The organism is Micromonospora sp. CA-249363 (assembly GCF_050950185.1).
Lineage (GTDB): Bacteria > Actinomycetota > Actinomycetes > Mycobacteriales > Micromonosporaceae > Micromonospora.
This window is the reverse complement of sequence record NZ_CP192020.1, coordinates 3,712,645-3,737,377: the sequence shown is the minus strand read 5'-3', so window position 1 is coordinate 3,737,377 and position 24,733 is coordinate 3,712,645. Positions and strand designations below refer to the sequence as shown.

Below are 24,733 nucleotides of genomic sequence, written 5' to 3'. Positions count from 1 at the left end.
CGTGGGATGGCGTGGGCGGTAGCCTACTAACCCGATAGGTTTTATCGGTAGGCTGTCGGCGGGTTCGTCCCACCCCTCAGGAGCGCCACGCGCACACACGGAAAGAGCCGCGATGACCCTCACCTTCCACTGGTTCCTGCCCACCAACGGCGACAGCCGGGACGTCGTCGGCGGGGGACACGGCGTACCCACCGGCGTGGCCGGGGGCGCCCGCCCGCCGAGCGTGGCCTACCTGGGTCAGATCGCCCGCACCGCCGAGCAACTGGGCTTCGTCGGCGCGCTCACCCCGACCGGCGCGTGGTGCGAGGACGCGTGGCTCACCACCGCGATGCTCAGCGAGGTCACCGAACGCCTCAAGTTCCTGGTGGCGTTCCGGCCCGGCCTGACCTCACCCACCCTCGCCGCCCAGATGGCCTCCACCTTCCAGCGGCTCTCCCGGGGCCGGCTGCTGCTCAACGTGGTCACCGGCGGCGAGTCGAGCGAGCAGCGGGCGTACGGGGACTTCCTGGACAAGGACGCCCGGTACGCGCGAGCCGACGAGTTCCTGCACGTCGTGCGCGCCCTGTGGCGGGGAGAGACCGTCGACCACGCGGGCGAGCACCTGCGCGTCGAGCAGGCGCGACTGCACCGGCTGCCCGACCCCGCGCCGCCGGTCTACTTCGGTGGCTCGTCCGCCGCCGCCCTGCCCGTGGCCGTACGACACAGCGACGTGTACCTCACCTGGGGCGAGCCGCCGGCCCAGGTCGCCGACAAGCTGGACCGGGTACGGGCGCTCGCCGCCGAGGCCGGCCGGGAACTGCGCTTCGGGATCCGGCTGCACGTCATCGCCCGGGACACCGCCGACGAGGCCTGGGCGCAGGCGCGCCGGCTGCTCGACGGCATCGCCGAGGCCGACATCAAGGCGGTGCAGGAAGGGCTGCGCCGCAGCGAGTCCGAGGGGCAGCGCCGGATGCTCGACCTGCACGGCGGCTCCCGCGACAGCCTGGAAGTCTCACCCAACCTGTGGGCCGGCGTCGGTTTGGTACGGGGCGGGGCCGGCACCGCCCTGGTCGGTAGCCACCGCGAGATCGCCGACCGGATCGCCGAGTACCACGCGCTCGGTATCGACGAGTTCATCCTTTCCGGCTATCCGCACCTGGAGGAGGCGTACTGGTTCGGCGAGGGCGTACTGCCGATCCTGCGCGAGCGCGGCCTGTGGCGACACCCCGACGGCCAGCCCGACCCGGCCGACCTCCCGGACGTCCCCTTCGCCGGTACGACCACACGCCGGCCGTCGCCGGAGCCCGCGGCGGTTCGCTGACCGGCCGTCGGGTGCGGGCGCCCCGCGAGCCCGCACCCGACGACGTGCCGCTGCCGGGACGCGCATCCCGTCCGTGCCGGTAGTCTCCGCGCGTGAATCTGAAGGTGATCGAGGGTCGGCTGACCGAGACGCGGGCCGGCTCGGGTGTGGAACGGCGCGCTTTCGGCGAGTTCGTCGGGCCCCGCGGCGAGCTCGCGTCGTACGCGTTCGGCTGGACGACCAACTCCGAGCCTCACGTCGCCCGGCTCACGGTAGGAATCGGGGCCGGAAACCCCGGCGGCGGCAGCTTCCACGCGATCATCTTCGACAGCGAGAACAGCTACGCCTGCTCGCTCGTCGACGAGCCGTTCGAGCGGGTCCCCGAGGGCGGCCCCGACCTCACCGCGACCGAGGCCCGCGCACACCAGGATCTGCCGTTCATCTGGTGGGTGGTGGACCGCGTCATGGAGCGTGACCGGCGCGCACGGTGGATGGAACACTGGCTGTTGGGCACCAGCAGCATCCAGACCGGCGAGGTCTTCGACCAGAAAGAGCCGATCCTGTACGTCAGCCACGACGCCGACGACGGACTCTGGCAACTCATCGGCGCGAGCGACGCCGACCCCGCGACGGGCAAGCTGAGCCACCTCCACCACGCCGTGGAACACGACCTCACGCTGCTCGACGTTCTCGACCTCGGTCCGGGCGAGAGCGCCCACCGCACCGGGCCGGACGCGCCCTGGACCGCCGCGCCGTCCTGAGACGGTTCGGCTGGGCAGCTTTGCATTCTGGGTCATCAGCCGATCGGCTGACCGAAGGCGATGATCGGCTATTTCCATGTGCGACGGACACCCTGCGACGCCTAGGAAGGAGGCATGACCAACGAGCGGACCGTTCCCCTGCTGCCGTGCGCATCCATCGACGACATCGAAACCTTCTACGGGGTTCTCGGTTTCCGCACCACGTACAAGCAACGCAAGCCCAACGCGTGTGTGGGGGTTCAGCGGGAAGACCTGCATCTGCAGTTCTTCGAGATCCCCGGATTTGACCCGGAGCAGTCCTATGGCTCCTGTCTCGTCATCACCCCGGACATCGAGGGACTACATCAGGCATTCGCAGCCGGCATGCGGGCCGCGTACGGCAAGGTACTGGTGTCCGGAACGCCGCGGATGACCCGGCCCAGGGCGCGGAAGAACGCCGACGGGTTGGGCGGGTTCAGCGTCATCGACCCGGGCGGCAACTGGATCCGCGTCTTTCGGGACCCCGCCACCGCACCCATGCCGGCCGCCACGCCTGCCGGGCGGCTGGCCAAGGCCCTGGCGAATGCTGTCGTGCAGGCCGATTCCAGGGGAAGCGTCGAGCAGGCCGTCCGGATCCTCGACAGCGCGTTGGCCCGCCCGCAAGCCGACGACGACCCGGTCGAGCAGGTGGAGGTCCTGGTCTACCGCGCCGAACTAGCGATGGTGCTGCACGATCCAAAGACTGCGGCCGACACGCTGGCCCGCGCCCAGTCCGTCACGCTCACGGACGACGAATCCGAAAGGGCGGCACCCGCGTTCGACAACGCCGCCGAACTCGCAGCAGCACTGCGGTGACGAACGCCTCCCTCAACTCGGCAGAAGCGGCCTGCGCGACGGCAACCAACGAGCCGGTGCGAGGTCGTCGGGATGCGTCCTAGTCGGAACGGGCGACCCGGCCACCGGCGAGCCGGCGGACGGCGAGGCTCACCGTCGTACTGCCCACCGCCATCCCGACCAGCACCAGGACCGCTCCGACAACCCACAGCCCGCTGTCGTCGCGCGCCGCCGCCTGGCGGGACCAGGCGGCGGTGAAGGCGACAGTCATCACGGCTGCCACCAGCCATGGGCTGAGTCGCCACGCGGCCAGCGCGGCCAGCAGCACGAGCGTCAGTACGCAGCCGATCACCTGCCACGCCTCGTACGGGCCACTCGTCGCGCCGGTCCGCGCGTCGACCGTGTAACCGGTGTCCCAGCCCAGCCAGACGAGCCACACCCCGACGGTGGCCACCGCCAGGAACAGCCCGCCGATCAGTGCGCCCGTACGCCTCGTCGCCGTCATCGAGCGATCATCTCTCGCAGTGACGTCTGGCGGAAATGAGTACCCGGCGCCGCGTCAGCCGCCCGTGACGTCCCACACCACGACGTGCATGACGAACGTCTGATCGGCGCGGGTGTTCGTGATGGTGGCGAACCCGAGGCGACCCTCCGAGGTACGGAAGCACCAGTTCGCGCCGGGCGTGAAGGAGGCCCACGGCGTGATCTCTCATCCCGAGCAGACTGTTGCCCTCGCCGGTGACGATCCTTTACGGTCGGCACAAGCGGTGGGCGGTGCGGTCCGCATCCGACCGACACCGCCGGGTGCCCGTCGTGCGGGCCGGGATGGTGGAGTCCCGGGCCACCCCGTCGACGGTCGTCACGGCGGTCGTGTGATCCCAGCTCGTTCTCCGGGTGGTGCTGCCCGGGCGTGGCTCAGCGCGGAGCCGACGGCGAGCCGGCCACGCCGATCCCCACCGGAGAATCCCGTGTTCCTCAGCCCGCACGAGCAGGACCGCCTGCTCGTCCACGTCGCGGCCGACGTGGCCCGCCGCCGCCGCGAACGCGGCCTGCGACTCAACTATCCCGAAGCCGTCGCGATCATCACCGCCTTCCTGCTCGAAGGGGCCCGGGACGGGCGGTCGGTGGTCGACCTCATGTCGGCCGGCCGGACCGTGCTCGGCCGCGACGACGTCCAGGACGGCATTCCCGAGCTGCTGAGGGAGGTGCAGGTGGAGGCCACGTTCCCGGACGGCACCAAGCTCGTGACGGTGCACCACCCGATCCCGTGATCCCCGGGGAGATCCTGCCGGCGGCCAGCCCGGTGGAGATCAACGTGGGTCGACCGGTGACCACCCTGGTCGTGGTCAACACGGCCGACCGTCCGGTGCAGGTCGGCTCGCACTACCACTTCGCCGAGGCGAATCCGGCCCTGGCCTTCGACCGGGGCGCCGCCTGGGGGCAGCGCCTCGCCGTTCCGGCGGGTACCTCGGTCCGGTTCGAGCCGGGCGTGAGCCGCAGCGTCGACCTGGTGCCGCTCGGCGGCGCGCGCGTCGTGCCGGGCCTGCGCGGCGAGTGCGCCGGGCCGCTGGACGCGGCGTCAGCAGCCAGGCCGACGACCGACGGGCCGGCGCGGTGAGCGCCGTGCGGCGGGACCGCTACATCGACCTGTACGGGCCCACCACCGGCGACCGCATCCGACTGGCCGACACGAGCCTGCTCATCGAGGTCGAGACCGACCACTGCGTGGGCGGCGACGAGGCGGTCTTCGGCGGTGGCAAGGTGATCCGCGAGTCGATGGGCCAGTCGCGGGCCACCCGCGCCGAGGGCGCCCTCGACACCGTCATCACCGGCGCGGTGGTGCTCGACCACTGGGGCGTGGTCAAGGCCGACGTGGGCCTGCGCGACGGGCGGATCGTCGCCCTCGGTCGGGCCGGCAACCCGGACACCATGCCCGGTGTCCACCCCGACCTGGTCATCGGCCCGGCCACCGAGGTCATCGCCGGCAACGGGCGGATCCTCACCGCCGGGGCCGTCGACACCCACGTGCACTTCATCTGCCCGGAGATCGTCACCGAGGCGCTCGCCAGCGGCGTCACCACGCTCGTCGGCGGCGGCACCGGCCCCGCCGAGGGCACCCGGGCCACCACGGTCACCCCGAACGCCTGGCACCTGGCCCGCATGCACGAGGCGCTGGACACGCTGCCGGTCAACGTCCTGCTGCTCGGCAAGGGCAACACGGTCTCCGAAGAGGCGCTGTGGGAGCAGCTACGCGCCGGCGCGGGCGGTTTCAAGCTGCACGAGGACTGGGGCACCACCCCGGCGGCCATCGACGCCTGCCTGCGGGTGGCGGACGCCTCCGGGGTGCAGGTGTCGATCCACACCGACACCCTCAACGAGGCCGGGTTCGTGGCCGACACGCTGCGGGCGATCGGCGGCCGGGCCATCCACTCGTACCACACCGAGGGGGCGGGAGGCGGGCACGCGCCGGACATCATCACGGTGGCCAGCGAGCCGAACGTGCTGCCGTCGTCGACCAACCCGACCCGGCCGTACACCGCCAACACCCTCGCCGAGCACCTGGACATGCTGATGGTCTGCCACCATCTCAACCCGTCCGTGCCCGAGGACCTGGCGTTCGCCGAGAGCCGCATCCGACCGTCCACCATGGCCGCCGAGGACCTGCTGCACGACCTCGGGGCGATCTCCATCATCGGCTCTGACGCGCAGGCGATGGGCCGGGTGGGCGAGGTGATCCTGCGGACCTGGCAGAGCGCGCACGTCATGAAGGAGCGGGTGGGCGCGCTGCCCGGCGACGGGGCGGCCGACAACCACCGGGCCCGGCGGTACGTGGCGAAGTACACCATCTGCGCGGCGATGGCGAACGGGCTGGACGGCGAGATCGGCTCGGTCGAGCCGGGCAAGCTCGCCGACCTGGTGCTGTGGGATCCGGCGTTCTTCGGCGTACGACCACACCTGGTGATCAAGGGCGGGATGATCGCGTACGCCCAGATGGGTGACGCCAACGCGTCCATCCCGACACCGCAGCCGATGCTGCCGCGACCGATGTTCGGGGCGTACGGCGTCGCGGCGGCGGCCACCAGCCTGGCCTTCGTCGCGCCGGCCGCCCTCGACGCCGGGCTGCGCCTGGACGTACGGCGACGGGTGGTGCCGGTCGCCGACGTGCGCTCGCGGGGCAAGGCCGACCTGCCGGAGAACGACGCGATGCCCCGGATCGAGGTGGACCCGGACACCTTCACCGTGCGGATCGACGGGGAGGTGGTGGAACCGGATCCGGTGCCCCGCCTGCCGATGGCCCAGCGGTACTTCCTGTTCTGATGCCGACGTCGAGCCTGCTCCTGTTGCTGGCCGACGGTCGCTTCCCGGCCGGCGCGCACGCGCACTCCGGCGGCCTGGAGGCCGCCGTCGCCGCCGGCCGGGTCGGCGACCTGGCCTCGTTGGAGGCGTTCCTCGTCGGCCGGCTGGCCACCGCCGGTCTGGTCGGTGCCGCGTTCGCGGCGGCGGCGCACCGCGCGGTGTGGACCGATCCGGAGGTACGCGGGTCCGCGCTGGTGTGCCTCGACGCGGAGTTGGACGCCCGGACCGCGTCGCCGGCGCTACGGGGGGTGTCCCGCCGACAGGGTCGGGCCCTGCTGCGCGCCGGCCGGGCCATCTGGCCGGACGCGCCGTTCGACGACCTGCCCGCGACACCGCAGGGAGCGCACCAGCCGTTGGTGCTCGGGCTGCTCTGCGCCGCCGCCGGCCTGAGCCGCGCCGAGACCGCCATGGTCGCCGCCTACGGAACGGTGACCGGCGCGGCCAGTGCCGGCGTACGCCTGCTCGGCCTCGACCCGTACCAGGTGCAGGCCCTGCTGGTGGGTCTGACCGACCTGTGCGACGGCACCGCCGCCGACGCGGCCCGCGCCGCCGACGATCCACCCGAGCGGCTGCCCGCGGCCGCCGCGCCCCTTGCCGACATCTACGCCGAAGCTCATGCCACCTGGGAGGTGCGTCTCTTTGCGTCCTGACACCGTTTCGCCGACCGCTGCGCCCACTGCCGACCCGGCCCTCGTACCGCACGACGAGACCGTTCCGCACACCCATCCCGAGCCGGGGGTGGACCCCCATCCGCCGTTGGCGCGGCCCGGCCGGGCGCTGCGCGTCGGCATCGGTGGGCCGGTCGGGTCCGGCAAGACCGCCCTGGTGGCGGCGCTGTGCCGGGCGTTCGCCGGGGAGCTGCGACTCGGCGTGGTCACCAACGACATCTACACCACCGAGGACGCCGACTTCCTCAAGCGGGCCGGCGTGCTGGACCCGACCCGGATCCGCGCCGTGGAGACCGGGTGCTGCCCGCACACCGCCATCCGCGACGACATCGGGGCCAACCTCGACGCCGTGGACGAGCTGGCCGAGGCGGTCGGCCCGCTGGACCTGGTGCTGGTCGAGAGCGGCGGGGACAATCTGACCGCCACGTTCAGCCGGGGCCTGGTGGACCGGCAGATCTTCGTGGTCGACGTGGCCGGTGGGGACAAGGTGCCGCGCAAGGGCGGCCCGGGGGTCACGTCCGCCGACCTGCTCGTCATCAACAAGACCGACCTGGCGCCCATGGTCGGCGCGGACCTGGCCGTCATGGACCGGGACGCGCGGGCCCGGCGCGGCGACCTGCCGACCGTGTTCCTGTCGATCGTCGGGGACCCGACGGCGGGTCGGGTCGCCGACTGGATCCGCCACGAGCTGGCGCACCACGCGGCCCTGCACCCGATCGCCGCGCAGGCCGGCTCGGCCTGATGCGCGCGTACGCCCGGGTGGTGGCCCGCGCCGACGGCCGGGGCGGCACGGTCCTCGCCGAGCTGCGCGGCGAGACGCCGCTGCTGCTGCGGCAGACGCCCGGGGATGGTCGCGTCGCGACCGTGTACGTGGTGGGCGGGGCGGCCGGCCCGCTCGCCGGCGACGACCTGCGGCTGGAGATCGACGTGGGGCCGGGGGCGGCGGTGCGGGTACACAGCGTCGCCGCCTCGATCGCCCTGCCCGGTCGGCCCGATGCCGTGTCGCGGATGGCGGTACACGCCGTGGTGCACGACGGTGGCGCACTGCACTGGCTGCCCGAGCAACTGGTCGCGGCGGCCGGCTGCGCGCACCTCGCCGAGTCCCGGGTCGAGCTGGCCGTGGGCGCGACGCTGACCTGGCGGGACGAGGTGATCTGCGGCCGGTACGGCGAGACGCCCGGAGCTGCCGTCGTGCACACCCGGGTCGACTACGACGGCGGGCCGCTGCTGCGCCAGTCGCTGGCCGTGGGGCCCAGAGCGCCCGGCTGGGCCGGCCCCGCGGTGCTCGGCGGCGCGCCGGCCACCGGGTCGCTGCTGGTGGTGGACCCGACCCGACCGGCCGACTCGGCGATGGTCGAGGGCACCGTCGCCCGGCTTCCCCTGGCCGGTGGTCCGGCGACGCTGTGGAGCGCCACCGCGCCCGACGCGCACACGCTGCGCGCCCACCTCGGCGGCGCGGCCCTCGCCGAGGTCACCGCCTGATCCGGTACGCCGTTCTGCGGCATCTCGGCCCCCGGCGCTCGCTTCGCTCCTATCCTCGGAAAACGTGCGATCGCCGGTCGCCGGATGGCTCACAGGAGGCCGTGATGAGTGGCAAGGCTCGACCCGAGGGCATCAGTCCGACAGCCGTGGAGGGCGCTCCCGGGCTGTGGCGCGTCGACCTCCAGCGGCACGACCTCAGCATCGAGGGCCGGGAGGTCGTCCAGAGTCGGGTCGAGTTCACGCCGGACTCGCCGCCGTTCCTGCACTTCCACCCCGGCGAAGAGATCATCTGCGTGCTCCAGGGGTCGCTGGAGTACACCCTCGAGGGTCAGCCGCCGGTGGTGTGCAACGTCGGTGACGCCCTGACCGTGCCGTACGGGGTCCACCACCAGGCCCGCAACGTCGGCGACGGGGTGGCCGTCGAGTTGGCCACGTACGTCGTCGAGAAGGGCAAACCGCTGCTCACCAAGGTGGAGTGAGCCCGGCGTTCAGCGGCGCGGGCCGGCCGCCTCGGCGTGATCACGGCGAGCCGCCGGGTCGAGGCGGGCGATCAGCTCGGCGAGGTCGTCGAGCAGGGCGGTGTCGGCCGGTACGCCCACCTCGGCGAGACTGGCGCGGACCCGCTCGTCGAGGCGGGCGTGCTCACGTCGGCCCCGCGTCGTCAGGTAGGCCCGGATCCGTCGGCGATCCAGCGGGTCGATCCGCCGGAACACGAGGTTGCGGTCGACGAGCTGGTCGACCAGCTTGGTGAGGGTGCCCGGCGGCAACGAGGCCTCGGCGGAGACCTCGCTCATCGGGTGGCCCTGGCCGTCGGCGAGCAGGCAGAGCACCCGCCACGCCTCGGTGGTCAGCTCGTCGTCGGCCAGAACGGCGGCCAACCGGCGGGAGAGCAGCCGTTCGGCGCGGGTGAGCGAGCGCAGCAGGTCGGCTGGCGCCCCGGGCACGTCTGACATGGAACTCCCTGGGCAGGTGGCCCTGTCATGGTAGCGAGTCGTCCCGGTCCGTGGTGAGGTCTGGTTTTGCGTCGTTGTCCGGGCAATCATGTGCTCATGTCCGCGCCGGCACCGCCGTGGCTCACCGTCGATCGGGCCGTGGTCAGCATCGCGCTGGTGTACCCGATGCGCGGGCCGGCGGGAATGTTCGGCCCGACCTGCGAACTCTGCGCCCAGCTCGCGGTCGAGGAGATCAACGCCTGCGGCGGTGTGCTGGGCCGGGAGGTACGGCTGGTGCCGGTCGACGGTGGCGCCCCGCCCGCCGAGGTGGCCGCCGAGGTCGAGGCGCTGGTGTCGGTGGGTGCCGTGCAGGGCGTCACCGGTTGGCACATCTCCTCGGTGCGCCAGGCGCTCGCGCCCCGGGTCGCCCACCGCGTGCCGTACGTCTACACCGCCCTGTACGAGGGCGGTGAGCGTACCGAGGGGGTCTATCTGACCAGCGAGACGCCGGACGCCCAGTTGTGGCCCGCCATGCGGCTGCTCGCGGGTGAGCAGGGCGTCCGTCGCTGGTTCGTGGTCGGCAACGACTACGTGTGGCCCCGGCGCACCGCGCGGGCGGCCCACCGGTACGCGTTGCGCGGCGGCGGTCGGGTGGTGGGGCAGGCGTTCCTGCCGTTGGAGACGCACGACTTCGACGACGTGCTGCGCCAGATCGAGCGCAGCGAGGCGGACGCGGTGGTGATGCTGCTCGTCGGCGCGGACGCGGTGCGGTTCAACCGGGCGTTCGGGCGTGCCGGGATGGACCAGCGGTGCCTGCGACTGAGCACCCTGATGGACGAGAACATGCTGCTCGCCAGTGGGGTGGGCGCGACGCGGCGGCTCTACAGCACCGCGGGCTTCTTCGCCGGCCTCGTGACGCAGGAGAACCTGGACTTCCACGGCGAGTTCGCGCGCCGGTTCGGGGTGGAGGCGCCGCCGCTGGGCAGTCTGGGGGAGTCCTGCTACGAGGGCGTGATGCTGCTCGCCGCCCTGATCGCGCAGGCCCGCACCCTCGACGTACGGGCGATCGAGACGGCTGCCGACACGGTGGCGTACCACGGGCCGCGCGGTCGGCTGCGGCTGCGTCGGCGGCACGTGCGCCAGCGGATCTACCTCGCCGAGGCCGACGGTCTCGACTTCACCGTGCTCGCCCAGCTCTGACCGCCCGTCCGGACCCTTGACAGGTCCACCCGGCACGACCCTAAGATGCTTCCTGCGTGAAGTATCTGGCTCGGGCCGGATACCGCGATTGTGTGTCCACCGTCGGCGGAAATCTGTCCGCCGACCATTGTGGTGGCCCTTTTCCCGCTGAATTAATCGCTGCCGGCATCGTTCTGCGAAGACGCTGCCGGCCATTGTGGCGTGCGCACTCTCCACGTGCCGGGGAAACAGTCAATTAAGGACTGGGAAACACTCACGCAATCATGCCGGTCGACGCTTTGCGTGCCCGTACCCGATGCGATGACCACAGGCGACGTCCACCCGTCGACCTCGGCGTCGCCAACGTCAGCTCCACCGGACCGCACCGACCGTCCTTTCGATACTTGAGTGCACCGCAGGGAGATTAGATGTCACTTCTTTGGGGCCGCCGCATCCTGGCGGGTGCCATGACCCTGGTCGCCGCGGCCGCCATGACCGCGTGCGGCAGCAAGACCAGTGACGAGGGCGGCGCGGCCGGCGTCACCGCCGACGTCTCCGGCGACACCGTCAAGGTGGGCCTGCTCAACTCGCTCTCCGGCACCATGGCGATCAGCGAGGTCACCGTCCGCGACTCGATCATGCTCGCCGTCGAGGAGATCAACGCGGCCGGCGGCGTCCTCAACAAGAAGATCCAGCCGGTCGGGGAGGACGGCGCCTCGGACTGGCCCACCTTCGCGGAGAAGGCCGAGAAGCTCATCTCCGAGGACCGGGTCGCGGCCGTCTTCGGCTGCTGGACGTCGGCCAGCCGCAAGGCGGTCAAGCCGGTGTTCGAGAAGAACAAGGCCCTGCTGTTCTATCCGGTGCAGTACGAGGGTCTGGAACAGTCGCCCTACATCTTCTACACGGGCGCCACGACCAACCAGCAGATCGTCCCCGGGCTCGACTACCTCAAGGCCCAGGGAACGAAGTCGGTCTACCTGGTCGGCAGCGACTACGTGTTCCCCCGGACGGCCAACAAAATCATCAAGGCGTACGCGGCGGCGAACGGGATGACCGTGGTCGGCGAGGATTACGCGCCCCTCGGGTCGACCGAATTCGGCACGATCGTCAACAAGGTCAAGTCGTCCGGCGCGAACGCCGTCTTCAACACCCTCAACGGTGACAGCAACGTGGCCTTCTTCAAGGAGTACAAGTCGGCCGGGCTGACCGCCGCCGCCATGCCGGTGGTGTCGGTGTCCATCGCCGAGGAGGAGGTCAAGGGCATCGGCACCCAGTACCTGGAGGGCCAGCTGACCGCCTGGAACTACTACCAGACCACGCCCGGCGCGGCGAACAGCAAGTTCGTGGCCGCGTACAAGGCGAAGTACGGCGCGGACAAGCCGACGAGCGACCCGATGGAGGCCGCCTACGTCAGCGTCTACCTGTGGAAGGCGATGGTCGAGAAGGCCGGCGCGTTCGACGTCGAGAAGGTCCGTGCCGCCTCCGACGGGATCACCTTCGACGCGCCGGAGGGCCTGGTCACCGTCGACGGCAAGACCCAGCACATCGCCAAGACCGCCCGCATCGGCAAGATCGGTGCCGACGGCCTGATCACCGAGGTGTGGAACTCCGGCAAGCCGGTCACGCCGGACCCGTACCTCAAGACCTACCCGTGGGCGAGCGGCCTGAGCTGACGACGCCGGCCCGGGCGGGCGGCGCGACGACGCGCGGCCCGCCCGGGTCCCCCGACCAGCAGTACGGAGTACCCACCGTGACAGTCCTCTTCGGTCAACTCTTCACCGGCATCAGCATCGGCGCGGTGCTGCTGCTCATCGCGCTCGGGCTGGCGCTGACCTTCGGCCAGATGAACGTCATCAACATGGCCCACGGCGAGTTCATCATGGCCGGCGCCTACACCACGTACGTGCTGCAACAGAGCATCACCGGGGCCGGCGTGTCCCTGCTGGTGGCGTTGCCGGTGGCGTTCGTGGTCGCCGGCACGATGGGTGTGCTGCTGGAGATCCTGCTGATCCGCCGGCTCTACGCCCGCCCGCTGGACACCCTGCTGGTCACCTGGGGCGTGTCCCTGATGCTGCAACAGCTCGCGCGGGACGTCTTCGGCAGCCCGAACGTGCAGACCCGCGCGCCGGACCTGCTCACCGGCAACGTGGCGTTGCCCGGCGGGCTGACCGTCGCCAACAACCGGCTGTTCATCCTGGCCCTGGCCCTGGCCGCCGTCGCCGCGCTCACCCTGGCGCTGCGGCTCACCCCGCTGGGGCGTCGGGTCCGCGCGGTGGTGCAGAACCGCGACCTCGCGGCGGTGTCCGGCATCCCCACGGCCCGGGTCGACCGGACGACGTTCTTCATCGGCTCCGGCCTGGCCGGGCTCGCCGGAGTGGCGCTCACCCTCCTCGGCCCGATCGGCCCGACCATGGGCACAAACCTGATCATCGACGCCTTCCTGGTCGTCGTGGTCGGCGGCATCGGCCAGCTCAAGGGCAGCGTGATCGTCGCCTTCGCCCTCGGCGTGCTCCAGGCCACCGGGGAGTACCTCACGACCCTCAGCGTCGCCAAGGTGATCGTCTTCGTGGCGATCGTCGCGTTCCTCCAGTGGCGGCCACAGGGCCTGTTCACCCTGCGGACCAGGAGCCTCGCATGACCGCCGTGACACCCGCGCCGCCCAGCACCGCCAGCACACCGGCCCCGACCGACGCCGTGCCACCGAAGCGGCCCGGTGGCCGCTCCCGGCTGCGCACGCTGGCCGGGTTCGCGTTCGGCGCGGCGCTGCTGTTCGCCGTCGCGCCGCTGGCGCTGTCGGACTTCCGGTTGGCCCTGCTCGCCAAGTACCTCTGCGTCGCCATGGTGGCCGTCGGCATCGGCATCGCCTGGGGGCGGGGCGGCATGCTCACCCTCGGCCAGGGCGTGTTCTTCGGCCTGGGCGGCTACGCGATGGCCATGCACCTCAAGCTCGCCGACGCGGGTCCCGGTGGGATGCCCGACTTCATGCAGCTGTACGGGCAGCTCGACGAACTGCCCGTGTGGTGGCGGCCGTTCGCCAGCCCGTGGTTCGCGCTGCCGGCCACGGTGCTGCTGCCGATGGCCGTCGCGTTCGGGCTCGGTTCGCTGGTGTTCCGCCGCCGCGTGCGGGGCGCGTACTTCGCCATCCTCAGCCAGGCCCTCGCCGCCGCCATGGTGATCCTGCTGATCGGTCAGCAGGGCACCACGGGCGGCACCAACGGGCTCACCGACATCCAGGGCTTCTTCGGGTACGACCTGGACGACCCGGTCAACCAGCGGATGGTCTACTTCATCATCGCCGGCGTCCTGCTGGCGCTGCTCGTCCTGGCCCGCCAGCTGATGCAGAGCCGCTACGGCGAGCTGCTGGTGGCGGTACGCGACAGCGAGGAGCGGGTCCGCTTCCTCGGCTACGACCCGGCGTCGGTCAAGCTCGTCGCGTACGTGGTGGCGGCGGGCATGGCGGGGCTCGCCGGCGCGCTGTTCGTGCCGGCGGTGGGCATCATCTCGCCCGCCCTGATCGGCATCGTCCCGTCGATCGAGTTCGTCATCGGGGTCGCGGTGGGCGGCCGGGCCACGCTGCTCGGGCCGGTGCTCGGCGCGGTCGCGGTGGCCTGGGCGCGTACCGCCCTCTCCGAACGGTTCCCGGGCACCTGGACGTACCTTCAGGGGTTGCTCTTCGTGGTGGTGGTGGCGTTCCTTCCCGGCGGCCTGGCGTCGCTGTGGGCGCTGGCCCGCCGCCGCGACGCGGACCCCGCGTCACGACGGGGCTGGTGGTCGGCGCTGGGTCGACGACGCGCCGAGCGAGCGGAGGTGCCGGCCTCATGAGCGAGGACCGACTGGACGGGTTGTCCGTCCGTGACGTGCGGGTCAGCTTCGACGGTTTCACCGCGGTCGACGGCGTCTCGCTGGAGGTGCCCGCCGGGGACATCCGGTTCCTGATCGGGCCGAACGGCGCCGGCAAGACGACCCTCGTGGACGCGATCACCGGCCTGGTGCGGGCCACCGGCTCGGTGTGCTTCGGCGACCAGGAGCTGTTGGGCCGCCCGGTGCACCGGATCAGCCGCCTCGGCGTCGGACGGACGTTCCAGACGTCGACGATCTTCGAGGAGCTGTCGGTCGTGCAGAACCTCGACATCGCGGCCGGCGCCCGCCGAAGCTGGGCCACCCTCGCCCGGCGTCGCCGGGGGATCCCCGACGAGGTGGCCGCCGCGCTGGAGACCATCGGACTGATCGGCCGGGCCGACCAGCTCGCCGGCACCCTCGCGCACGGTCAGAAGCAGTGGTTGGAGATCGGCATGCTGCTGGTGCAGGACGCTCGGCTGCTGCTGCTCGACGAGCCGGTCGCCGGGATGAGCCACGAGGAGCGCGACGCCACCGGCGTCCTGCTGGAGACGGTGAGCCGCGATCGTACGGTCGTGGTGATCGAGCACGACATGGACTTCCTGCGCCGCTTCGCGCGCAGCGTCACCGTGCTGCACGCGGGGAAGGTGCTCAGCGAGGGCACGGTGGCGCAGGTCCAGGCGGACCCGCGTGTGCAGGAGGTCTACCTTGGCCACCCGGTCGACGCCGGGTCGGTCCCCAGTTCTGTGGAGGCATGATGCTGACCCTGCGTGGGGTGCACGCCGGCTACGGGCGTTCCCGGGTGCTGCACGGGGTGGACCTCGCCGTCCCGCCCGACGGGGTGGCCGCGGTGCTCGGGCACAACGGCGCCGGCAAGAGCACCCTGCTGCGGCTCGCGGCGGGCCTGCTGCGCCCGACCGCCGGCACGGTCGAGCTGGACGGTGAGGACGTCACCCGGCTCGCGCCGCACGAGCGGGTGGCGCGCGGGATGGCGTACGTGCCGCAGGGCCAGCAGTGCTTCCCGCACCTCACGGCGGCCGAGAACCTGCGCCTGGTGGCCGACGGTCGGCGCGACGGCGCGGTGGCCACGGCGGAGGTGCTGGACCTGTTCCCCGCGCTGCGCCCGCTGCTGCGGCGGCGGGCCGGGCTGCTCTCCGGCGGTCAGCGTCAGCAGCTCGCCATCGCCCGCGCGTTGATCACCCGGCCGCGGCTGCTCATGCTCGACGAGCCGACCGAGGGCATCCAGCCGTCGGTGGTCGCCGAGATCCAGGAGCGGATCGTCGAGCTGACCCGCCAGTCCGGCTTCAGCGTGCTGCTCGTCGAGCAGCACCTCGGGTTCGCGCTGCGGGTGGCGAACCGCTACCACGTTCTCGAATCCGGCCGGGTCACCTCGCACGGCGACGGTGGCGTCACGGCGGAGCGGGAGGTACGCGCCGCCCTCGCGGTCTGAGTCGAGTCGGAGCGTGCCTCGGCGGCCGTTCTGGTTCGTAGAATCCGTGCCATGGCGCAGATCGTCGAGTTGCTGGCCTCGCCCGTGCACCGCTTCCTGGGCCGACCCAGTGACGGCCCGGCGCCCGCGCCGCCCGGCGAGTTGGTCGACACCGTCCAGATCCGGGCCGGCCTCGGCATCGTCGGCGACCGCTACTTCGGCAAGCCGGCACACCGCGACGCCAGCGTCACGGTGATCGCCCAGGAGTCGCTGCCGGCCGGCATCGGGCTGGCTCAGGTCCGCCGCAACATCCTCACCACCGGCCTGGCCGTGGACGAGCTGATCGGCCGGGTGCTGGTCCTCGACTCCGGCGACGGCCCCGTGGGCCTGCGGGTGAACCGGGCCGCGCGCCCCTGCGCCTGGATGGACGTCACCGTCGGCCCGGGCGCCTGGAAGGCGCTGCGCACCACGGGCGGCGTCCGCTGCACGCCACTGCACGACGGCGTGCTGCGCGTCGGCCCGATCACGGCCACCGTGAACTGACCGGCGCTCACACCTGGCTGATGTGCGCGGCGAGGACCCGCCACCCGTGCGGGTCGTCGTGCACCCAGGTGCGGGTGTAGCGCAGGCGCGCGGAAAACGGCGCGCCGCCGAACATCCCGGCGACCCGGGCCAGGCAGAACGTCACGCCGGTCGATCCGACGACGAGCAGGTCCAGCTCCTCCTCGACGAGTTCATCGACGACCGAGGTCCGGTCCCGGTGCGTGACGAGGTCCTCCGCCTTGGTGTGCTTTCGGCCGTCTGGGCCGATCGCGATCAGTTGGTCGACGAGCAACTGGTCCAGGGCCGAGACGTCACCGGCGCGCTGGGCGGCCTGCAGGGTGCGTTCGGCGTCGAGCAGCTCCGCCTCGCGTGCGCTGTCCGGCATGGTGCCGTCCTCCCGGTCTCCCGCGCCCGGCGTCACCGTCCGGACTGACCGCATTGTGGCAGCCCGCGCCGCTCGGACGTGGGCGCATCGGCGCGGCGGCGCGCCCGCCCGTTTCGAGAAACCACCGACCGGAGTCTGATTCATCCCGAATACTGGTTCTATGCCACGGAAGGTGATGCCGCATGAGTGCTTCTGACACGTCCGGCCAGCAGGCAGGGCTGCCCACCATCGTGCTCGTGCACGGGGCCTTCGCCGACTCGTCGAGCTGGAACGGGGTGATCGCGAACCTCAAGCGCCGGGGCTATCCGGCCATCGCCGTCGCCAACCCGCTGCGCGGCGTGCAGGGGGACGCGGCGTACGCCCGCTCCGTCGTCGACAGTGTCGACGGTCCGGTCGTCATGGTCGCGCACTCGTACGGCGGAGTGGTGATGACCGAGGCCGCGGACGGCGCGGCCAACGTGAAGGCCCTGGTGTACGTCGCCAGCGTCAGCCCGGAGGTCGGCGAGAGCGTGGTCGACCTGGTCATGAAGTATCCCGGCAGTCAGCTCGTCACGTCCGTGAAGATGGTTCCGTTCACCCAGCCCGACGGTGGGACCGGCATGGACCAGTACATCGACCAGGAGAAGTTCCCGGCCGTCTTCGCCGCCGACGTCGATCCCGAGGTCGCCGAGCTGATGGCGGTCACGCAGCGGCCGGCCACGGCGGAGGCCCAGACCGGGTCCGTGACCAAGGCGGCCTGGAAGACGATCCCGTCGTGGACCCTGATCAGCACCCAGGACCAGGGCATCCCACCGGAACTGCAACGCTTCCTGGCCCAGCGGGCCGGGTCCACCGTGGTCGAGGTCGAAGGGTCGCACGCCGTGGCGGTCTCGCAACCGGGCCCGGTCGCCGACTTCATCGACTCCGCTGCCCGCGCCACCATGGGGTAGCTCGGACAGCGGTGCGTACTAGGCTTCGTGCCATGGCGGACCAGGACGGTCCGGGCGCGCACGCCGCCGGAGCGACGCGGCCGGTCGAGACGGTCGTCCGGGAGATCCTCGCGGTGGTCCCGGCCGGGTGCACCTGGCTGGTGCCGGTGCCCGACGACCACCGGGCCGTCGCCGACTGGCGGATCGAGGCCACCAGCGGGCAGAGCCAGGACATCTACGGTCGGGGCGTCGACCGGATCGGCGCCTGCCTCAGCGAGTTGTACCCCAGCATGGTCGGCGGGCCGCTCTGGCAGCTCTACGAACGGGTGCTCACCACCGGGTCGTCCGGCCGCCTGGCCGACTTCCGGTACGTGGAGAAGCGCACCGGCGTCGTCGCCGACTCGCTGTTCGACATCGAGGTGCACCGCGTCCTGGGCGGCCTGCTGGTGTCCTGGCAGCGGCTCGACGAGGACCGTCGTCGCCTGGACCGCACCGAGCTGCTGGGCAACCTCGGCTGGGCCGAGTACGACCTGGCCAGCGGGATCAGTCAGTGGTCACCCGGCATGTACCGCATCTTCGAACGGGATCCCGCCCTCGGGCCGCTGTCGCGCGCCGAGCAGGCCGCCGCCCTGCTACCCGACGACAACATGCTGCGCGAGGCGGCGTGGCAGACGCTGGACAGCGGGGCTTCCTCCGACGTGACCGTCCGGTTCCAGACGACCGGCGGGGTGCGGCACCTGCGGATCCTCTCCGACGTGTCCCGGGACGCGGACGGCGTACCGCTGAAGATCCACGCCGTGGTGCAGGACGTGACCGCCCGGGTGGACTCGCGTACCGCCATCGAACGGCTCAGCGACCAGTTGCGGACGCGGGAGATGACCGCGCTGGCCGAGCACCGGCTCGCCGGGCAGTTGCAGAACCTCATCCAGCCGGTGCCCCGCGAGACGTTCGCCCTGCCCGGCATCGAGGCGGTGGTCAACTACCTGCCGGCCGAGAGCACGGCGCAGGTCGGCGGCGACTGGTACCACGCGCAGGCCCTGCCGGACGGCACGGTCGTGCTCGCCGTCGGCGACGTCGCCGGTCACGGGCTGGACGCGGCGAGCGGGATGGCGCACCTGCGCTTCGCCCTGGTGTCCTGGCTGTCGATCGGCATCGGGGACCCGTCGGTGCTGCTCGGGCACCTCAACCGGCTCTGCGGTCAGCTCTCGATCACCGGTACCGCGGTGGTCGCCGTGTACGACCCGGCGACCCGGGCGCTCTGCTGGGGCCGTGCCGGGCACATGGCGCCGCTGCTGTCCCGCGCCGGTCGGACCGACCCGCTCGAATGCCCGCCGGGTCTGCTGCTGGGCGCCGTGGCCGACTCGACGTACCCGGTGCTCACCCCGCGACTGCGCCCCGACGACCTCGTGCTGTTCTACACCGACGGCCTGGTCGAGCGCCGGGAGCCGGAGCAGGACCGGTTGCGGCAGGTGAGCGCCACCCTGTCCGCGCTCAGCGCGACGCCGGGGGAGCAGACCCTCGCCCGGCTGCGGAATCTGCTGCACCACCCCAGCCCGGACGACGACACCTGCACCCTGGCCGTGCGCGTCCTGCCCTGACCCGGGCCCGGCTCACCGCGACAGCCGGATCCGGACCACCGTGCCGTCTTCGGCGGCGAGCACCCGCACCTCGTCGCAGATCTGCTCGACGATGGCCAGCCCGCGACCGCGTACCGCGTTGGCCGCGGGCATCTCCCGGCCGAGCGTCCGCGCCGGGCCCTGGTCGACGACGTCGCAGAACACCTGGTCACCCTCTGCCCAGAGCCGGACCTGGCCGCCGCCGGTGGTGTGCTGCAACGTGTTGGTCGCCAGTTCGCTGACCGCGAGCGCCAGCAACTCCACCCGCTCGGCCGACAGGCCCCGAGCCGTGGCGCCGTGGCAGACGAACGCGCGCAGCGCCCGCAGGTCGGCCGCCACCTCGTACGCCATGGTGTCGGGGACGGACGGCGGCTCGTCGGCCACGGCGTGGGCGTGGGGTCGGTCGGCCGCCATCAGCCCGCCAGCCGCGGGTCGTCGGCGGGCGGACGCAGCAGGCTGCCGACGCCGGTGATGTCGAGGACGGCCGCGACCGGACCGGTGGCGTTGACCGCGTACAGCTGCCGGCCGTCGGCGCGCGCCGCCTGGTGGGCGGTCACCAGGCCGTGCAGGCCAGTGGAGTCGAGGAACCGGAGGCCGCCGACGTCGACCACCACCACCGCGGCGGCGCGTACGGCCGCGGACAGCACGGTCGTCAGCTCGGGCTGGGCCGCCAGGTCGCACTCACCGGTCAGCGTGACCACGATCCGCCCCGGTGCCGTGGACGTGCGGGCCTCGAAGTGCGCCATCGGACAGCAGCACCCTTTCTCGTCGCGTCAGCCGTTGTCGGGACATCATGTCATCCGATGGCCGGCCGGCCGTGTCCTCCGTTTGGCGGTTGATCAAGAAAACGCGGTCACTCCGCGACGGCGGACGGGTCATGACCCCGAGTCGAACGCGACGGATTCGCTCAGCTCGCGCCACCGCGCGTCCGACGCGGCGAGCGCCTGGGCCACCGTCGCGGCGGCCGCCACGGCGTCGGCGCCCAGGAGCAGCCGCGCGGGTGGGTCCTCGACGAGGGTGATCTCGATGATCGCCCGCGCCGCCCGCGCGGGATCGCCCGGCTGGTTCCCGCTGGTGCGGCGCATCCGCTCGACGACCGGCTCGATCACCGGCCGGTACGGCTCGGTGGTCGGCAACATGCTCATCGACGCGCCCGCCCAGTCGGTGCGCAGCGCGCCGGGCTCGACCGTGGTGATCCGGATCCCGAACGGCGCGACCTCGGTGGCGAGTACCGCCGAGAAGCCGGCGACCGCCCACTTGGCGGACTGGTACGCGCCCAGTCCGGTGCTGGCGACCCGGTCGCCGACGCTGGAGATCTGCACGATGTGCCCGCGCCCCTGCTCCCGCAGCACCGGCAGGGCGGCGCGGGTCAGGTGGACCACCCCGTAGAAGTTGGCCTCGATCTGCGCCCGGAACGCGTCCTCGGACATGTCCTCGATCGCGCCGACGTCGGCGTACCCGGCGTTGTTGACCAGGACGTCCAGCGCGCCGAAGGCGTCCACCGCCGCGCGTACGGCCGACCGGGCGGCGGCCGGATCGGTGACGTCGAGCGCGATCGTCCGAACCTGGTCGCCGTACCGGTCGGTGAGGTCGGCGAGCTGCGCGGGGTCGCGGGCGGTGGCGACGAGCTGGTCCCCGTCGGCCAGCACCGCCTCGGCGAGCGCCCGGCCGAGCCCTCGCGAGCAGCCGGTGACGAGCCAGACTCGCGGCACGGCATCTCCTTCCGACCGATGACCGATCGCTACGGGCGGATGTCCAGGGCGCCGATCAGGCCGTCGCGCAGGGTGAACCGGTACCGCAGCTCGACCGGACTGCCGGGGAAGTCGCCCGACAGCCGCGTGAGGACCAGGTACGAGTCGCCGGCCTGGGGCGTGACCCGCACCGGTTCGGCGGTGTAGGAGTACTCCGCCATCGTCCGCTCCCGCCAGGAGCGGATGGAGGGCCGGCCGTCGTACAGCCGGTCCTCGTCGGCCACGCTGGCCGTGTCCGCGAAGCAGGCGACAAAGGCGTCCACGTCCCCGTCGCCGACGGCCCGGAAGTACCTGTCGATCACGTCGGGCAGGTCGACCGCCATCTGCTCCTCCTGCGGCACGGGCCGCCGTCGGGCGGCCACCGTGGTCCCGGTCCGCCCTCACCGTACGAGACACGGCGGGCGGGGCGCGGCGCAACCGGCAGAACCGCCGGTCCGGCGCCCCGGGTTTGCCGCCGCCCGGCCCGGGTAGCCACGCGTCCCGGCGACGAGAGGGGCGGGTCCATGGCCGAACTGGCGTTCGTCGACAAGGTCGCGGCACGGGCGGGGATCGGCCCCGCCGAGGCACGCCCGCTCACCGAGGCCGTGCTGCAGACGCTCACCGAGCGTCTCAGCGGGGGCGAGGCGTCCGCGCTCGCCCCGCACGTGGCCGCCGAGCTGAGCCCGCTGCTGGTCAAGGCCGCCGAACCGCCCGAGACATTCGGGTACGACGAGTTCCTGCGCCGCGTCGCCGACCGCGCCGGCACGGACCGGGCCGGGGCCGAGCGGGGCGCACGGGCCGTTCTGCAGACCCTGCACCGGGTGGTCGGGCACCGGGAGTTCTCCGATGCCCTGTCCCAGCTTCCGGCGGACCTGCGGGCGCTGGCCCAACCGTTGCCGCACGGCCCCTGACGGGCCGACCGCACGAGGCGTGGTCCGACCGACCGGCGGCCGGACCACGCCCGCGCCTGACTAGCCGGCGTTGATCACCCATTTCTGGTGCGCGCCACCGGCGTACGTGCCGATCTGGATCTGGGTGCCGTCGGCACTGGCACCCCCGGCGGCCTGCAACACCTTGCCCGACTGCGGGTTGCGGATCGACCCGTCGGACTGCGGCTGCCACACCTGCGATCCGGTGCCGTTGCAGGTCCACAACTGCACCTTCGTGCCGTCGGCGGTGCCGGCGTTGTCCACGTCCAGGCACTTGCCCAACGCCCGGTAGGTGTCGCCGTTGCGGCTCCACGACTGTGCGCCGGTGCCGTTGCAGTTCCACAACTGCACCTTCGTGCCGTCTGCGGTCCCGGCGTTGTCCACGTCGAGGCACTTGCCGCCGACGCCGACGATGCTGCCCGCGCCGCTGGCGGCGGTGCCGTACACCTCCAGCTCGTAGATCCGGGCGGCGGTGTCGGTGGTGCTGGTCGGCGCGGTCACGGTGAGCCGGACGTAGCGGGCCCCGGGCGCGGTGACGTCGTGCGTCGTCGTGCTCGCGGTGTTGCCGGTCACCGTGGCCCGGGTGGTCCAGCTCGTGCCGTCGGGGCTGGACGCGATCGTGAAGTCCCGGGTGTTCCAGGCGGCGTCCTCACCGCCCGCGCCGGCGTGCTTCACCACCACCCGGTTCACCGCGTAACTGCCGCCCAGGTCCACCTGGAGGTACTTGGACGTGCCCTTCGAGCACCACTTGTCGCCGTTGCCGCCGGACACGCTGCCGTTGACGGCCTTGGCCGGCCCTTCGGTGGTGGAGCAGGAGCTGTCCGCGGTGGCCGTCTTGTTGAGCGCCAGGTTGGTTCCGGTGGGCGGCGGGGTGACGCCCGGGATGGCGTTGAGCGTGTACCACGCCTCGGTGCTCCACAGCGACTGGCCGCTGGTGGAGGTGAACGGGCGGGGTGAACGCAGGTAGACCACCCGGCCGGCCTTACGACCGTCGACGGTCAGCGTGACCTTGCGGCCGTCCGACGACAGCGTGGCCCCGCTGACCGTCAACGTCTCCTCGTCGATCTTCGGGCCGCCGTAGGCCGACGTCGGCTGGTACCGCCACTGCTTGAGCTTGTAGTGGGACGCGAGGTTGGCGGCGGTCTCCGCCGAGACCGGCTGCGTGTACTCCACCTCGAAACCGGTGGTGGTGGCGCGTATGGCCAGCATCTCGAAGGTGCTGGCGCTGTTCGGGGTGAGCTTCTGCAACCCGTACGTCAGCTTGCCGGTCTGCCCCCAGTTGCCGCCCGCGCCGAGCCCACCGACGTAGATCGCGCCGTCCGGGCCGAGGTTGACCTCGGAGACGCCCGCCTCCAGGCCCTGGGTGAGCCGGAACAGCGCACCCTGGTACTCGCCGTTGACCTTCTCCACGTTGGCGCGCTGGAGACCGCCGTAGGTGACGTCGCCGATGACGAACTGGCCGGCGTACCGCCCGCTGGTCAGGTAGAGGGGCGTGCTGGGGGAGTTGGCGATCTCGTTCTGCGGCATCCACAGCACCGGCGGGGTGACCGGGTTGGCGTCGAACGGACCGGCCGGGGTCATGTAGTGGTTGAAGAAGCGGCCCTGCTTGATGTGCACCAGCTTCGACGAGGGCAGCCAGCCGCCCTGGTTGTCGGTGACGAAGATGCCGCCCTCCGGGCCCCACCCGATGCCGTGCGGGGTGCGCAGACCGCCCGCGACGTAGCTGACCGCGCCGGTGTCCTTGCTGACCTTGATGGTGGTGCCCCGGTTGGCGGCCGGCTGCGGCACCGTGGTCGCGCCGCCGTAGTCGATCGACACCGACAGGTTCACGTAGAAGAACCCGTCCTGGTAGAGCAGGCCGAAGGCGAACTCGTGGAACTTACCGCCGTACGGCCAGGTGGCGACGGTGTCGAGTCGGTCGGCCACCTCGTCGCCGGTGGTGTCCACGAGCCGGGTCAGCCGCTGCTTCTCCGACACGTAGACCACGCCGTCGACGACCTTGAGCCCCATCGGCTCCTTGAGCCCACCGGCGATCTTCTTGGTGGTCACCGATCCCGGACCGGTCGTGCCGCCGGTGCCGCCCATGATGTAGACCTCGCCGTCCTGCGAGGTGCCGGACTGGTCGCTGCCACCCCAGGTGCTGATGACCAGGCGTCCGTCGGCCAGCCAGTCCATCCCGGTGACCTTCGGCTGGAAGCCGCTGGGCCGCAGGTTCGTGAGCGTGTATCCGGGGTGCACGCCGGTCAGCGGCAGGCCGTCGCCGGGAGTGTCGCTGACCCCCTCGCACTCCTTGCGGCCCGGCGCGGTGACGCGGACGACCCCGGCGTCGGTGCTCAACGCCGAGTTCGGTACGACCACGAAGGACGACGAGCCGGGCGTACGCCACTCCAGGGTGATCTGCTGGTCGCCGCCGCGCTCGAAGTGGTCGATGCGCAGCGGGTGCAGGCCGGCGGCGAGGGTGACCGTGCCCTCCTTGGGCGGGGTCGCGCCGTGCAGGCCGTCGTGGTTGACGACGACCGTGTTGTCGATGGTGAGCTTGGACCCGTCGTCGCTGCTGAGCCGGAAGGTGTAGCTACCGGCCTGGGTGACGGTGATGTTGCCGAGCACCTGCGAGACGAAGTTGTCGTCGAAGCCGAAGTCGGCCGCCGACGTCCAGTTGATGGTGGACATCAGCTTGTCGACGTTGGGGGTCTGCGCCGGCTTGAGCGTGCAGATCTCCGAGAGCGGTACCTGGACGTCGTAGACGCGCAGGGTGACGCCCGGTTCCTGCTCTGCGGCGGCGTCGGCCGGATCGGCCCAGAAGCCGAGGGTGAGGACGAGCGCGAGCGCGCCCAGGACGGGACTGCGGAATCGGCGAGGCAGCCGTGTACCCATCGTTCCTCCAA

The 24,733-nt window shown here is 72.0% G+C and carries 29 protein-coding genes; 21 read left to right on the top strand and 8 right to left on the bottom strand.

From position 1 onward, the window contains the following. Positions 1-112: 112 nt before the first annotated feature. From ACQPZK_RS17205 to ACQPZK_RS17195, 3 genes are all read left to right on the top strand, one after another. Positions 113-1,300 carry an LLM class flavin-dependent oxidoreductase gene (locus tag ACQPZK_RS17205; protein WP_433533930.1) on the top strand — a complete coding sequence of 396 codons (1,188 nt, stop codon included), beginning with the start codon at positions 113-115 and terminating at the stop codon, positions 1,298-1,300. Positions 1,301-1,392: 92 nt separating this feature from the next. After that, positions 1,393-2,040 carry a hypothetical protein gene (locus ACQPZK_RS17200; RefSeq protein WP_433533929.1) on the top strand — a complete coding sequence of 216 codons (648 nt, stop codon included), beginning with the start codon at positions 1,393-1,395 and terminating at the stop codon, positions 2,038-2,040. A gap of 114 nt (positions 2,041-2,154) precedes the next feature. Beyond that, positions 2,155-2,874 (top strand): VOC family protein, encoded by a 720-nt coding sequence (locus tag ACQPZK_RS17195; RefSeq protein WP_433533928.1) that lies wholly within the window; start codon positions 2,155-2,157, stop codon positions 2,872-2,874. 79 nt (positions 2,875-2,953) lie between these two features. Here ACQPZK_RS17195 and ACQPZK_RS17190 read toward each other — a convergent pair whose 3' ends face one another. Next, complete coding sequence (locus ACQPZK_RS17190; RefSeq protein ID WP_433533927.1) at positions 2,954-3,358, bottom strand: hypothetical protein; 405 nt, start codon at positions 3,356-3,358, stop codon at positions 2,954-2,956. A 233-nt stretch (positions 3,359-3,591) separates the two neighbouring features. Between ACQPZK_RS17190 and ACQPZK_RS17185 the strand changes: the two genes are divergently transcribed. From ACQPZK_RS17185 to ACQPZK_RS17150, 8 genes are all read left to right on the top strand, one after another. Beyond that, positions 3,592-3,729, top strand: coding sequence for a hypothetical protein (locus ACQPZK_RS17185; protein WP_433533926.1), 138 nt, complete (start codon positions 3,592-3,594; stop codon positions 3,727-3,729). A gap of 92 nt (positions 3,730-3,821) precedes the next feature. Continuing rightward, positions 3,822-4,124, top strand: coding sequence for an urease subunit gamma (locus tag ACQPZK_RS17180; protein WP_222957358.1), 303 nt, complete (start codon positions 3,822-3,824; stop codon positions 4,122-4,124). Further along, positions 4,121-4,471, top strand: coding sequence for an urease subunit beta (locus ACQPZK_RS17175; RefSeq protein WP_433533925.1), 351 nt, complete (start codon positions 4,121-4,123; stop codon positions 4,469-4,471). Before ACQPZK_RS17180 ends, ACQPZK_RS17175 begins: the two co-directional genes overlap by 4 nt. Further along, entirely contained in the window at positions 4,468-6,171 is a 1,704-nt protein-coding gene (locus ACQPZK_RS17170) for an urease subunit alpha (RefSeq protein WP_433533924.1), read from the top strand. The genes ACQPZK_RS17175 and ACQPZK_RS17170 overlap by 4 nt, the downstream gene beginning before the upstream one ends. Beyond that, positions 6,171-6,860 carry an urease accessory protein UreF gene (locus tag ACQPZK_RS17165; protein ID WP_433533923.1) on the top strand — a complete coding sequence of 230 codons (690 nt, stop codon included), beginning with the start codon at positions 6,171-6,173 and terminating at the stop codon, positions 6,858-6,860. Before ACQPZK_RS17170 ends, ACQPZK_RS17165 begins: the two co-directional genes overlap by 1 nt. Continuing rightward, entirely contained in the window at positions 6,850-7,620 is a 771-nt protein-coding gene (gene ureG, locus ACQPZK_RS17160; RefSeq protein WP_433533922.1) for an urease accessory protein UreG, read from the top strand. The genes ACQPZK_RS17165 and ureG overlap by 11 nt, the downstream gene beginning before the upstream one ends. Beyond that, a complete protein-coding gene (locus ACQPZK_RS17155; RefSeq protein WP_433533921.1) occupies positions 7,620-8,360 on the top strand; it encodes an urease accessory protein UreD in 741 nt (246 codons plus the stop codon). The genes ureG and ACQPZK_RS17155 overlap by 1 nt, the downstream gene beginning before the upstream one ends. A 104-nt stretch (positions 8,361-8,464) precedes the next feature. Further along, positions 8,465-8,839, top strand: a complete 375-nt coding sequence (locus tag ACQPZK_RS17150) for a cupin domain-containing protein (protein WP_433533920.1) — start codon at positions 8,465-8,467, stop codon at positions 8,837-8,839. A gap of 9 nt (positions 8,840-8,848) precedes the next feature. Here ACQPZK_RS17150 and ACQPZK_RS17145 read toward each other — a convergent pair whose 3' ends face one another. After that, positions 8,849-9,313 (bottom strand): MarR family winged helix-turn-helix transcriptional regulator, encoded by a 465-nt coding sequence (locus tag ACQPZK_RS17145; protein WP_433533919.1) that lies wholly within the window; start codon positions 9,311-9,313, stop codon positions 8,849-8,851. Positions 9,314-9,409: 96 nt separating this feature from the next. On the opposite strand from ACQPZK_RS17145, the gene ACQPZK_RS17140 reads away from it, so the two are divergent. From ACQPZK_RS17140 to ACQPZK_RS17110, 7 genes are all read left to right on the top strand, one after another. Further along, positions 9,410-10,492, top strand: coding sequence for a substrate-binding domain-containing protein (locus tag ACQPZK_RS17140; protein ID WP_433533918.1), 1,083 nt, complete (start codon positions 9,410-9,412; stop codon positions 10,490-10,492). Positions 10,493-10,899: 407 nt separating this feature from the next. Next, positions 10,900-12,144, top strand: coding sequence for an urea ABC transporter substrate-binding protein (gene urtA / locus ACQPZK_RS17135; RefSeq protein WP_433533917.1), 1,245 nt, complete (start codon positions 10,900-10,902; stop codon positions 12,142-12,144). Between the two features lie 77 nt (positions 12,145-12,221). After that, positions 12,222-13,109 (top strand): urea ABC transporter permease subunit UrtB, encoded by an 888-nt coding sequence (urtB, locus tag ACQPZK_RS17130; RefSeq protein WP_433533916.1) that lies wholly within the window; start codon positions 12,222-12,224, stop codon positions 13,107-13,109. After that, positions 13,106-14,293 (top strand): urea ABC transporter permease subunit UrtC, encoded by a 1,188-nt coding sequence (gene urtC, locus ACQPZK_RS17125; RefSeq protein ID WP_433533915.1) that lies wholly within the window; start codon positions 13,106-13,108, stop codon positions 14,291-14,293. The genes urtB and urtC overlap by 4 nt, the downstream gene beginning before the upstream one ends. Next, entirely contained in the window at positions 14,290-15,066 is a 777-nt protein-coding gene (gene urtD, locus ACQPZK_RS17120) for an urea ABC transporter ATP-binding protein UrtD (protein ID WP_433533914.1), read from the top strand. Before urtC ends, urtD begins: the two co-directional genes overlap by 4 nt. Further along, complete coding sequence (gene urtE, locus ACQPZK_RS17115) at positions 15,063-15,758, top strand: urea ABC transporter ATP-binding subunit UrtE (protein ID WP_433533913.1); 696 nt, start codon at positions 15,063-15,065, stop codon at positions 15,756-15,758. Before urtD ends, urtE begins: the two co-directional genes overlap by 4 nt. A gap of 51 nt (positions 15,759-15,809) precedes the next feature. Next, positions 15,810-16,280 carry a molybdenum cofactor biosysynthesis protein gene (locus ACQPZK_RS17110; RefSeq protein ID WP_433533912.1) on the top strand — a complete coding sequence of 157 codons (471 nt, stop codon included), beginning with the start codon at positions 15,810-15,812 and terminating at the stop codon, positions 16,278-16,280. 7 nt (positions 16,281-16,287) lie between these two features. Here the strand turns inward: ACQPZK_RS17110 and ACQPZK_RS17105 are convergent, their stop codons facing one another. After that, positions 16,288-16,719 carry a nuclear transport factor 2 family protein gene (locus ACQPZK_RS17105; protein ID WP_433533911.1) on the bottom strand — a complete coding sequence of 144 codons (432 nt, stop codon included), beginning with the start codon at positions 16,717-16,719 and terminating at the stop codon, positions 16,288-16,290. A 128-nt stretch (positions 16,720-16,847) separates the two neighbouring features. Between ACQPZK_RS17105 and ACQPZK_RS17100 the strand changes: the two genes are divergently transcribed. Together ACQPZK_RS17100 and ACQPZK_RS17095 are read left to right on the top strand one after the other, a co-directional pair. Beyond that, a complete protein-coding gene (locus ACQPZK_RS17100; protein ID WP_433533910.1) occupies positions 16,848-17,594 on the top strand; it encodes an alpha/beta hydrolase in 747 nt (248 codons plus the stop codon). 32 nt (positions 17,595-17,626) lie between these two features. Beyond that, entirely contained in the window at positions 17,627-19,171 is a 1,545-nt protein-coding gene (locus ACQPZK_RS17095) for a PP2C family protein-serine/threonine phosphatase (RefSeq protein ID WP_433533909.1), read from the top strand. 12 nt (positions 19,172-19,183) lie between these two features. Here the strand turns inward: ACQPZK_RS17095 and ACQPZK_RS17090 are convergent, their stop codons facing one another. The 4 genes from ACQPZK_RS17090 to ACQPZK_RS17075 form a co-directional block, all read right to left on the bottom strand. Further along, a complete protein-coding gene (locus ACQPZK_RS17090; RefSeq protein ID WP_433533908.1) occupies positions 19,184-19,603 on the bottom strand; it encodes an ATP-binding protein in 420 nt (139 codons plus the stop codon). Continuing rightward, positions 19,603-19,935 carry an STAS domain-containing protein gene (locus ACQPZK_RS17085; protein ID WP_433533907.1) on the bottom strand — a complete coding sequence of 111 codons (333 nt, stop codon included), beginning with the start codon at positions 19,933-19,935 and terminating at the stop codon, positions 19,603-19,605. The genes ACQPZK_RS17090 and ACQPZK_RS17085 overlap by 1 nt, the downstream gene beginning before the upstream one ends. Before the next feature lie 129 nt (positions 19,936-20,064). Further along, positions 20,065-20,901 carry an oxidoreductase gene (locus ACQPZK_RS17080; RefSeq protein ID WP_433533906.1) on the bottom strand — a complete coding sequence of 279 codons (837 nt, stop codon included), beginning with the start codon at positions 20,899-20,901 and terminating at the stop codon, positions 20,065-20,067. 29 nt (positions 20,902-20,930) lie between these two features. Then, entirely contained in the window at positions 20,931-21,263 is a 333-nt protein-coding gene (locus ACQPZK_RS17075; RefSeq protein WP_433533905.1) for a nuclear transport factor 2 family protein, read from the bottom strand. Between the two features lie 180 nt (positions 21,264-21,443). Here ACQPZK_RS17075 and ACQPZK_RS17070 point away from each other — a divergent pair, with 180 nt between their 5' ends. Beyond that, a complete protein-coding gene (locus tag ACQPZK_RS17070) occupies positions 21,444-21,830 on the top strand; it encodes a DUF2267 domain-containing protein (protein ID WP_433533904.1) in 387 nt (128 codons plus the stop codon). A gap of 60 nt (positions 21,831-21,890) precedes the next feature. Here ACQPZK_RS17070 and ACQPZK_RS17065 read toward each other — a convergent pair whose 3' ends face one another. Continuing rightward, entirely contained in the window at positions 21,891-24,722 is a 2,832-nt protein-coding gene (locus tag ACQPZK_RS17065; RefSeq protein ID WP_433533903.1) for a ricin-type beta-trefoil lectin domain protein, read from the bottom strand. Positions 24,723-24,733: the final 11 nt, after the last annotated feature.

Coding starts and splice junctions, on each gene's coding strand:
- ACQPZK_RS17105 (WP_433533911.1), bottom strand. CDS start 16,719: ATGCGGTCAGTCCGGACGGTGACGCCGGGCGCGGGAGACCGGGAGGAC.
- ACQPZK_RS17140 (WP_433533918.1), top strand. CDS start 9,410: ATGTCCGCGCCGGCACCGCCGTGGCTCACCGTCGATCGGGCCGTGGTC.
- ACQPZK_RS17110 (WP_433533912.1), top strand. CDS start 15,810: ATGGCGCAGATCGTCGAGTTGCTGGCCTCGCCCGTGCACCGCTTCCTG.
- ACQPZK_RS17190 (WP_433533927.1), bottom strand. CDS start 3,358: ATGACGGCGACGAGGCGTACGGGCGCACTGATCGGCGGGCTGTTCCTG.
- ACQPZK_RS17085 (WP_433533907.1), bottom strand. CDS start 19,935: ATGGCGCACTTCGAGGCCCGCACGTCCACGGCACCGGGGCGGATCGTG.
- ACQPZK_RS17070 (WP_433533904.1), top strand. CDS start 21,444: ATGGCCGAACTGGCGTTCGTCGACAAGGTCGCGGCACGGGCGGGGATC.
- ACQPZK_RS17150 (WP_433533920.1), top strand. CDS start 8,465: ATGAGTGGCAAGGCTCGACCCGAGGGCATCAGTCCGACAGCCGTGGAG.
- ACQPZK_RS17100 (WP_433533910.1), top strand. CDS start 16,848: ATGAGTGCTTCTGACACGTCCGGCCAGCAGGCAGGGCTGCCCACCATC.
- urtD (WP_433533914.1), top strand. CDS start 14,290: ATGAGCGAGGACCGACTGGACGGGTTGTCCGTCCGTGACGTGCGGGTC.
- ACQPZK_RS17165 (WP_433533923.1), top strand. CDS start 6,171: ATGCCGACGTCGAGCCTGCTCCTGTTGCTGGCCGACGGTCGCTTCCCG.
- ACQPZK_RS17205 (WP_433533930.1), top strand. CDS start 113: ATGACCCTCACCTTCCACTGGTTCCTGCCCACCAACGGCGACAGCCGG.
- urtA (WP_433533917.1), top strand. CDS start 10,900: ATGTCACTTCTTTGGGGCCGCCGCATCCTGGCGGGTGCCATGACCCTG.
- ACQPZK_RS17095 (WP_433533909.1), top strand. CDS start 17,627: ATGGCGGACCAGGACGGTCCGGGCGCGCACGCCGCCGGAGCGACGCGG.
- ACQPZK_RS17145 (WP_433533919.1), bottom strand. CDS start 9,313: ATGTCAGACGTGCCCGGGGCGCCAGCCGACCTGCTGCGCTCGCTCACC.
- ACQPZK_RS17155 (WP_433533921.1), top strand. CDS start 7,620: ATGCGCGCGTACGCCCGGGTGGTGGCCCGCGCCGACGGCCGGGGCGGC.
- urtE (WP_433533913.1), top strand. CDS start 15,063: ATGATGCTGACCCTGCGTGGGGTGCACGCCGGCTACGGGCGTTCCCGG.
- ACQPZK_RS17195 (WP_433533928.1), top strand. CDS start 2,155: ATGACCAACGAGCGGACCGTTCCCCTGCTGCCGTGCGCATCCATCGAC.
- ACQPZK_RS17090 (WP_433533908.1), bottom strand. CDS start 19,603: ATGGCGGCCGACCGACCCCACGCCCACGCCGTGGCCGACGAGCCGCCG.
- ACQPZK_RS17065 (WP_433533903.1), bottom strand. CDS start 24,722: ATGGGTACACGGCTGCCTCGCCGATTCCGCAGTCCCGTCCTGGGCGCG.
- urtC (WP_433533915.1), top strand. CDS start 13,106: ATGACCGCCGTGACACCCGCGCCGCCCAGCACCGCCAGCACACCGGCC.
- ACQPZK_RS17075 (WP_433533905.1), bottom strand. CDS start 21,263: ATGGCGGTCGACCTGCCCGACGTGATCGACAGGTACTTCCGGGCCGTC.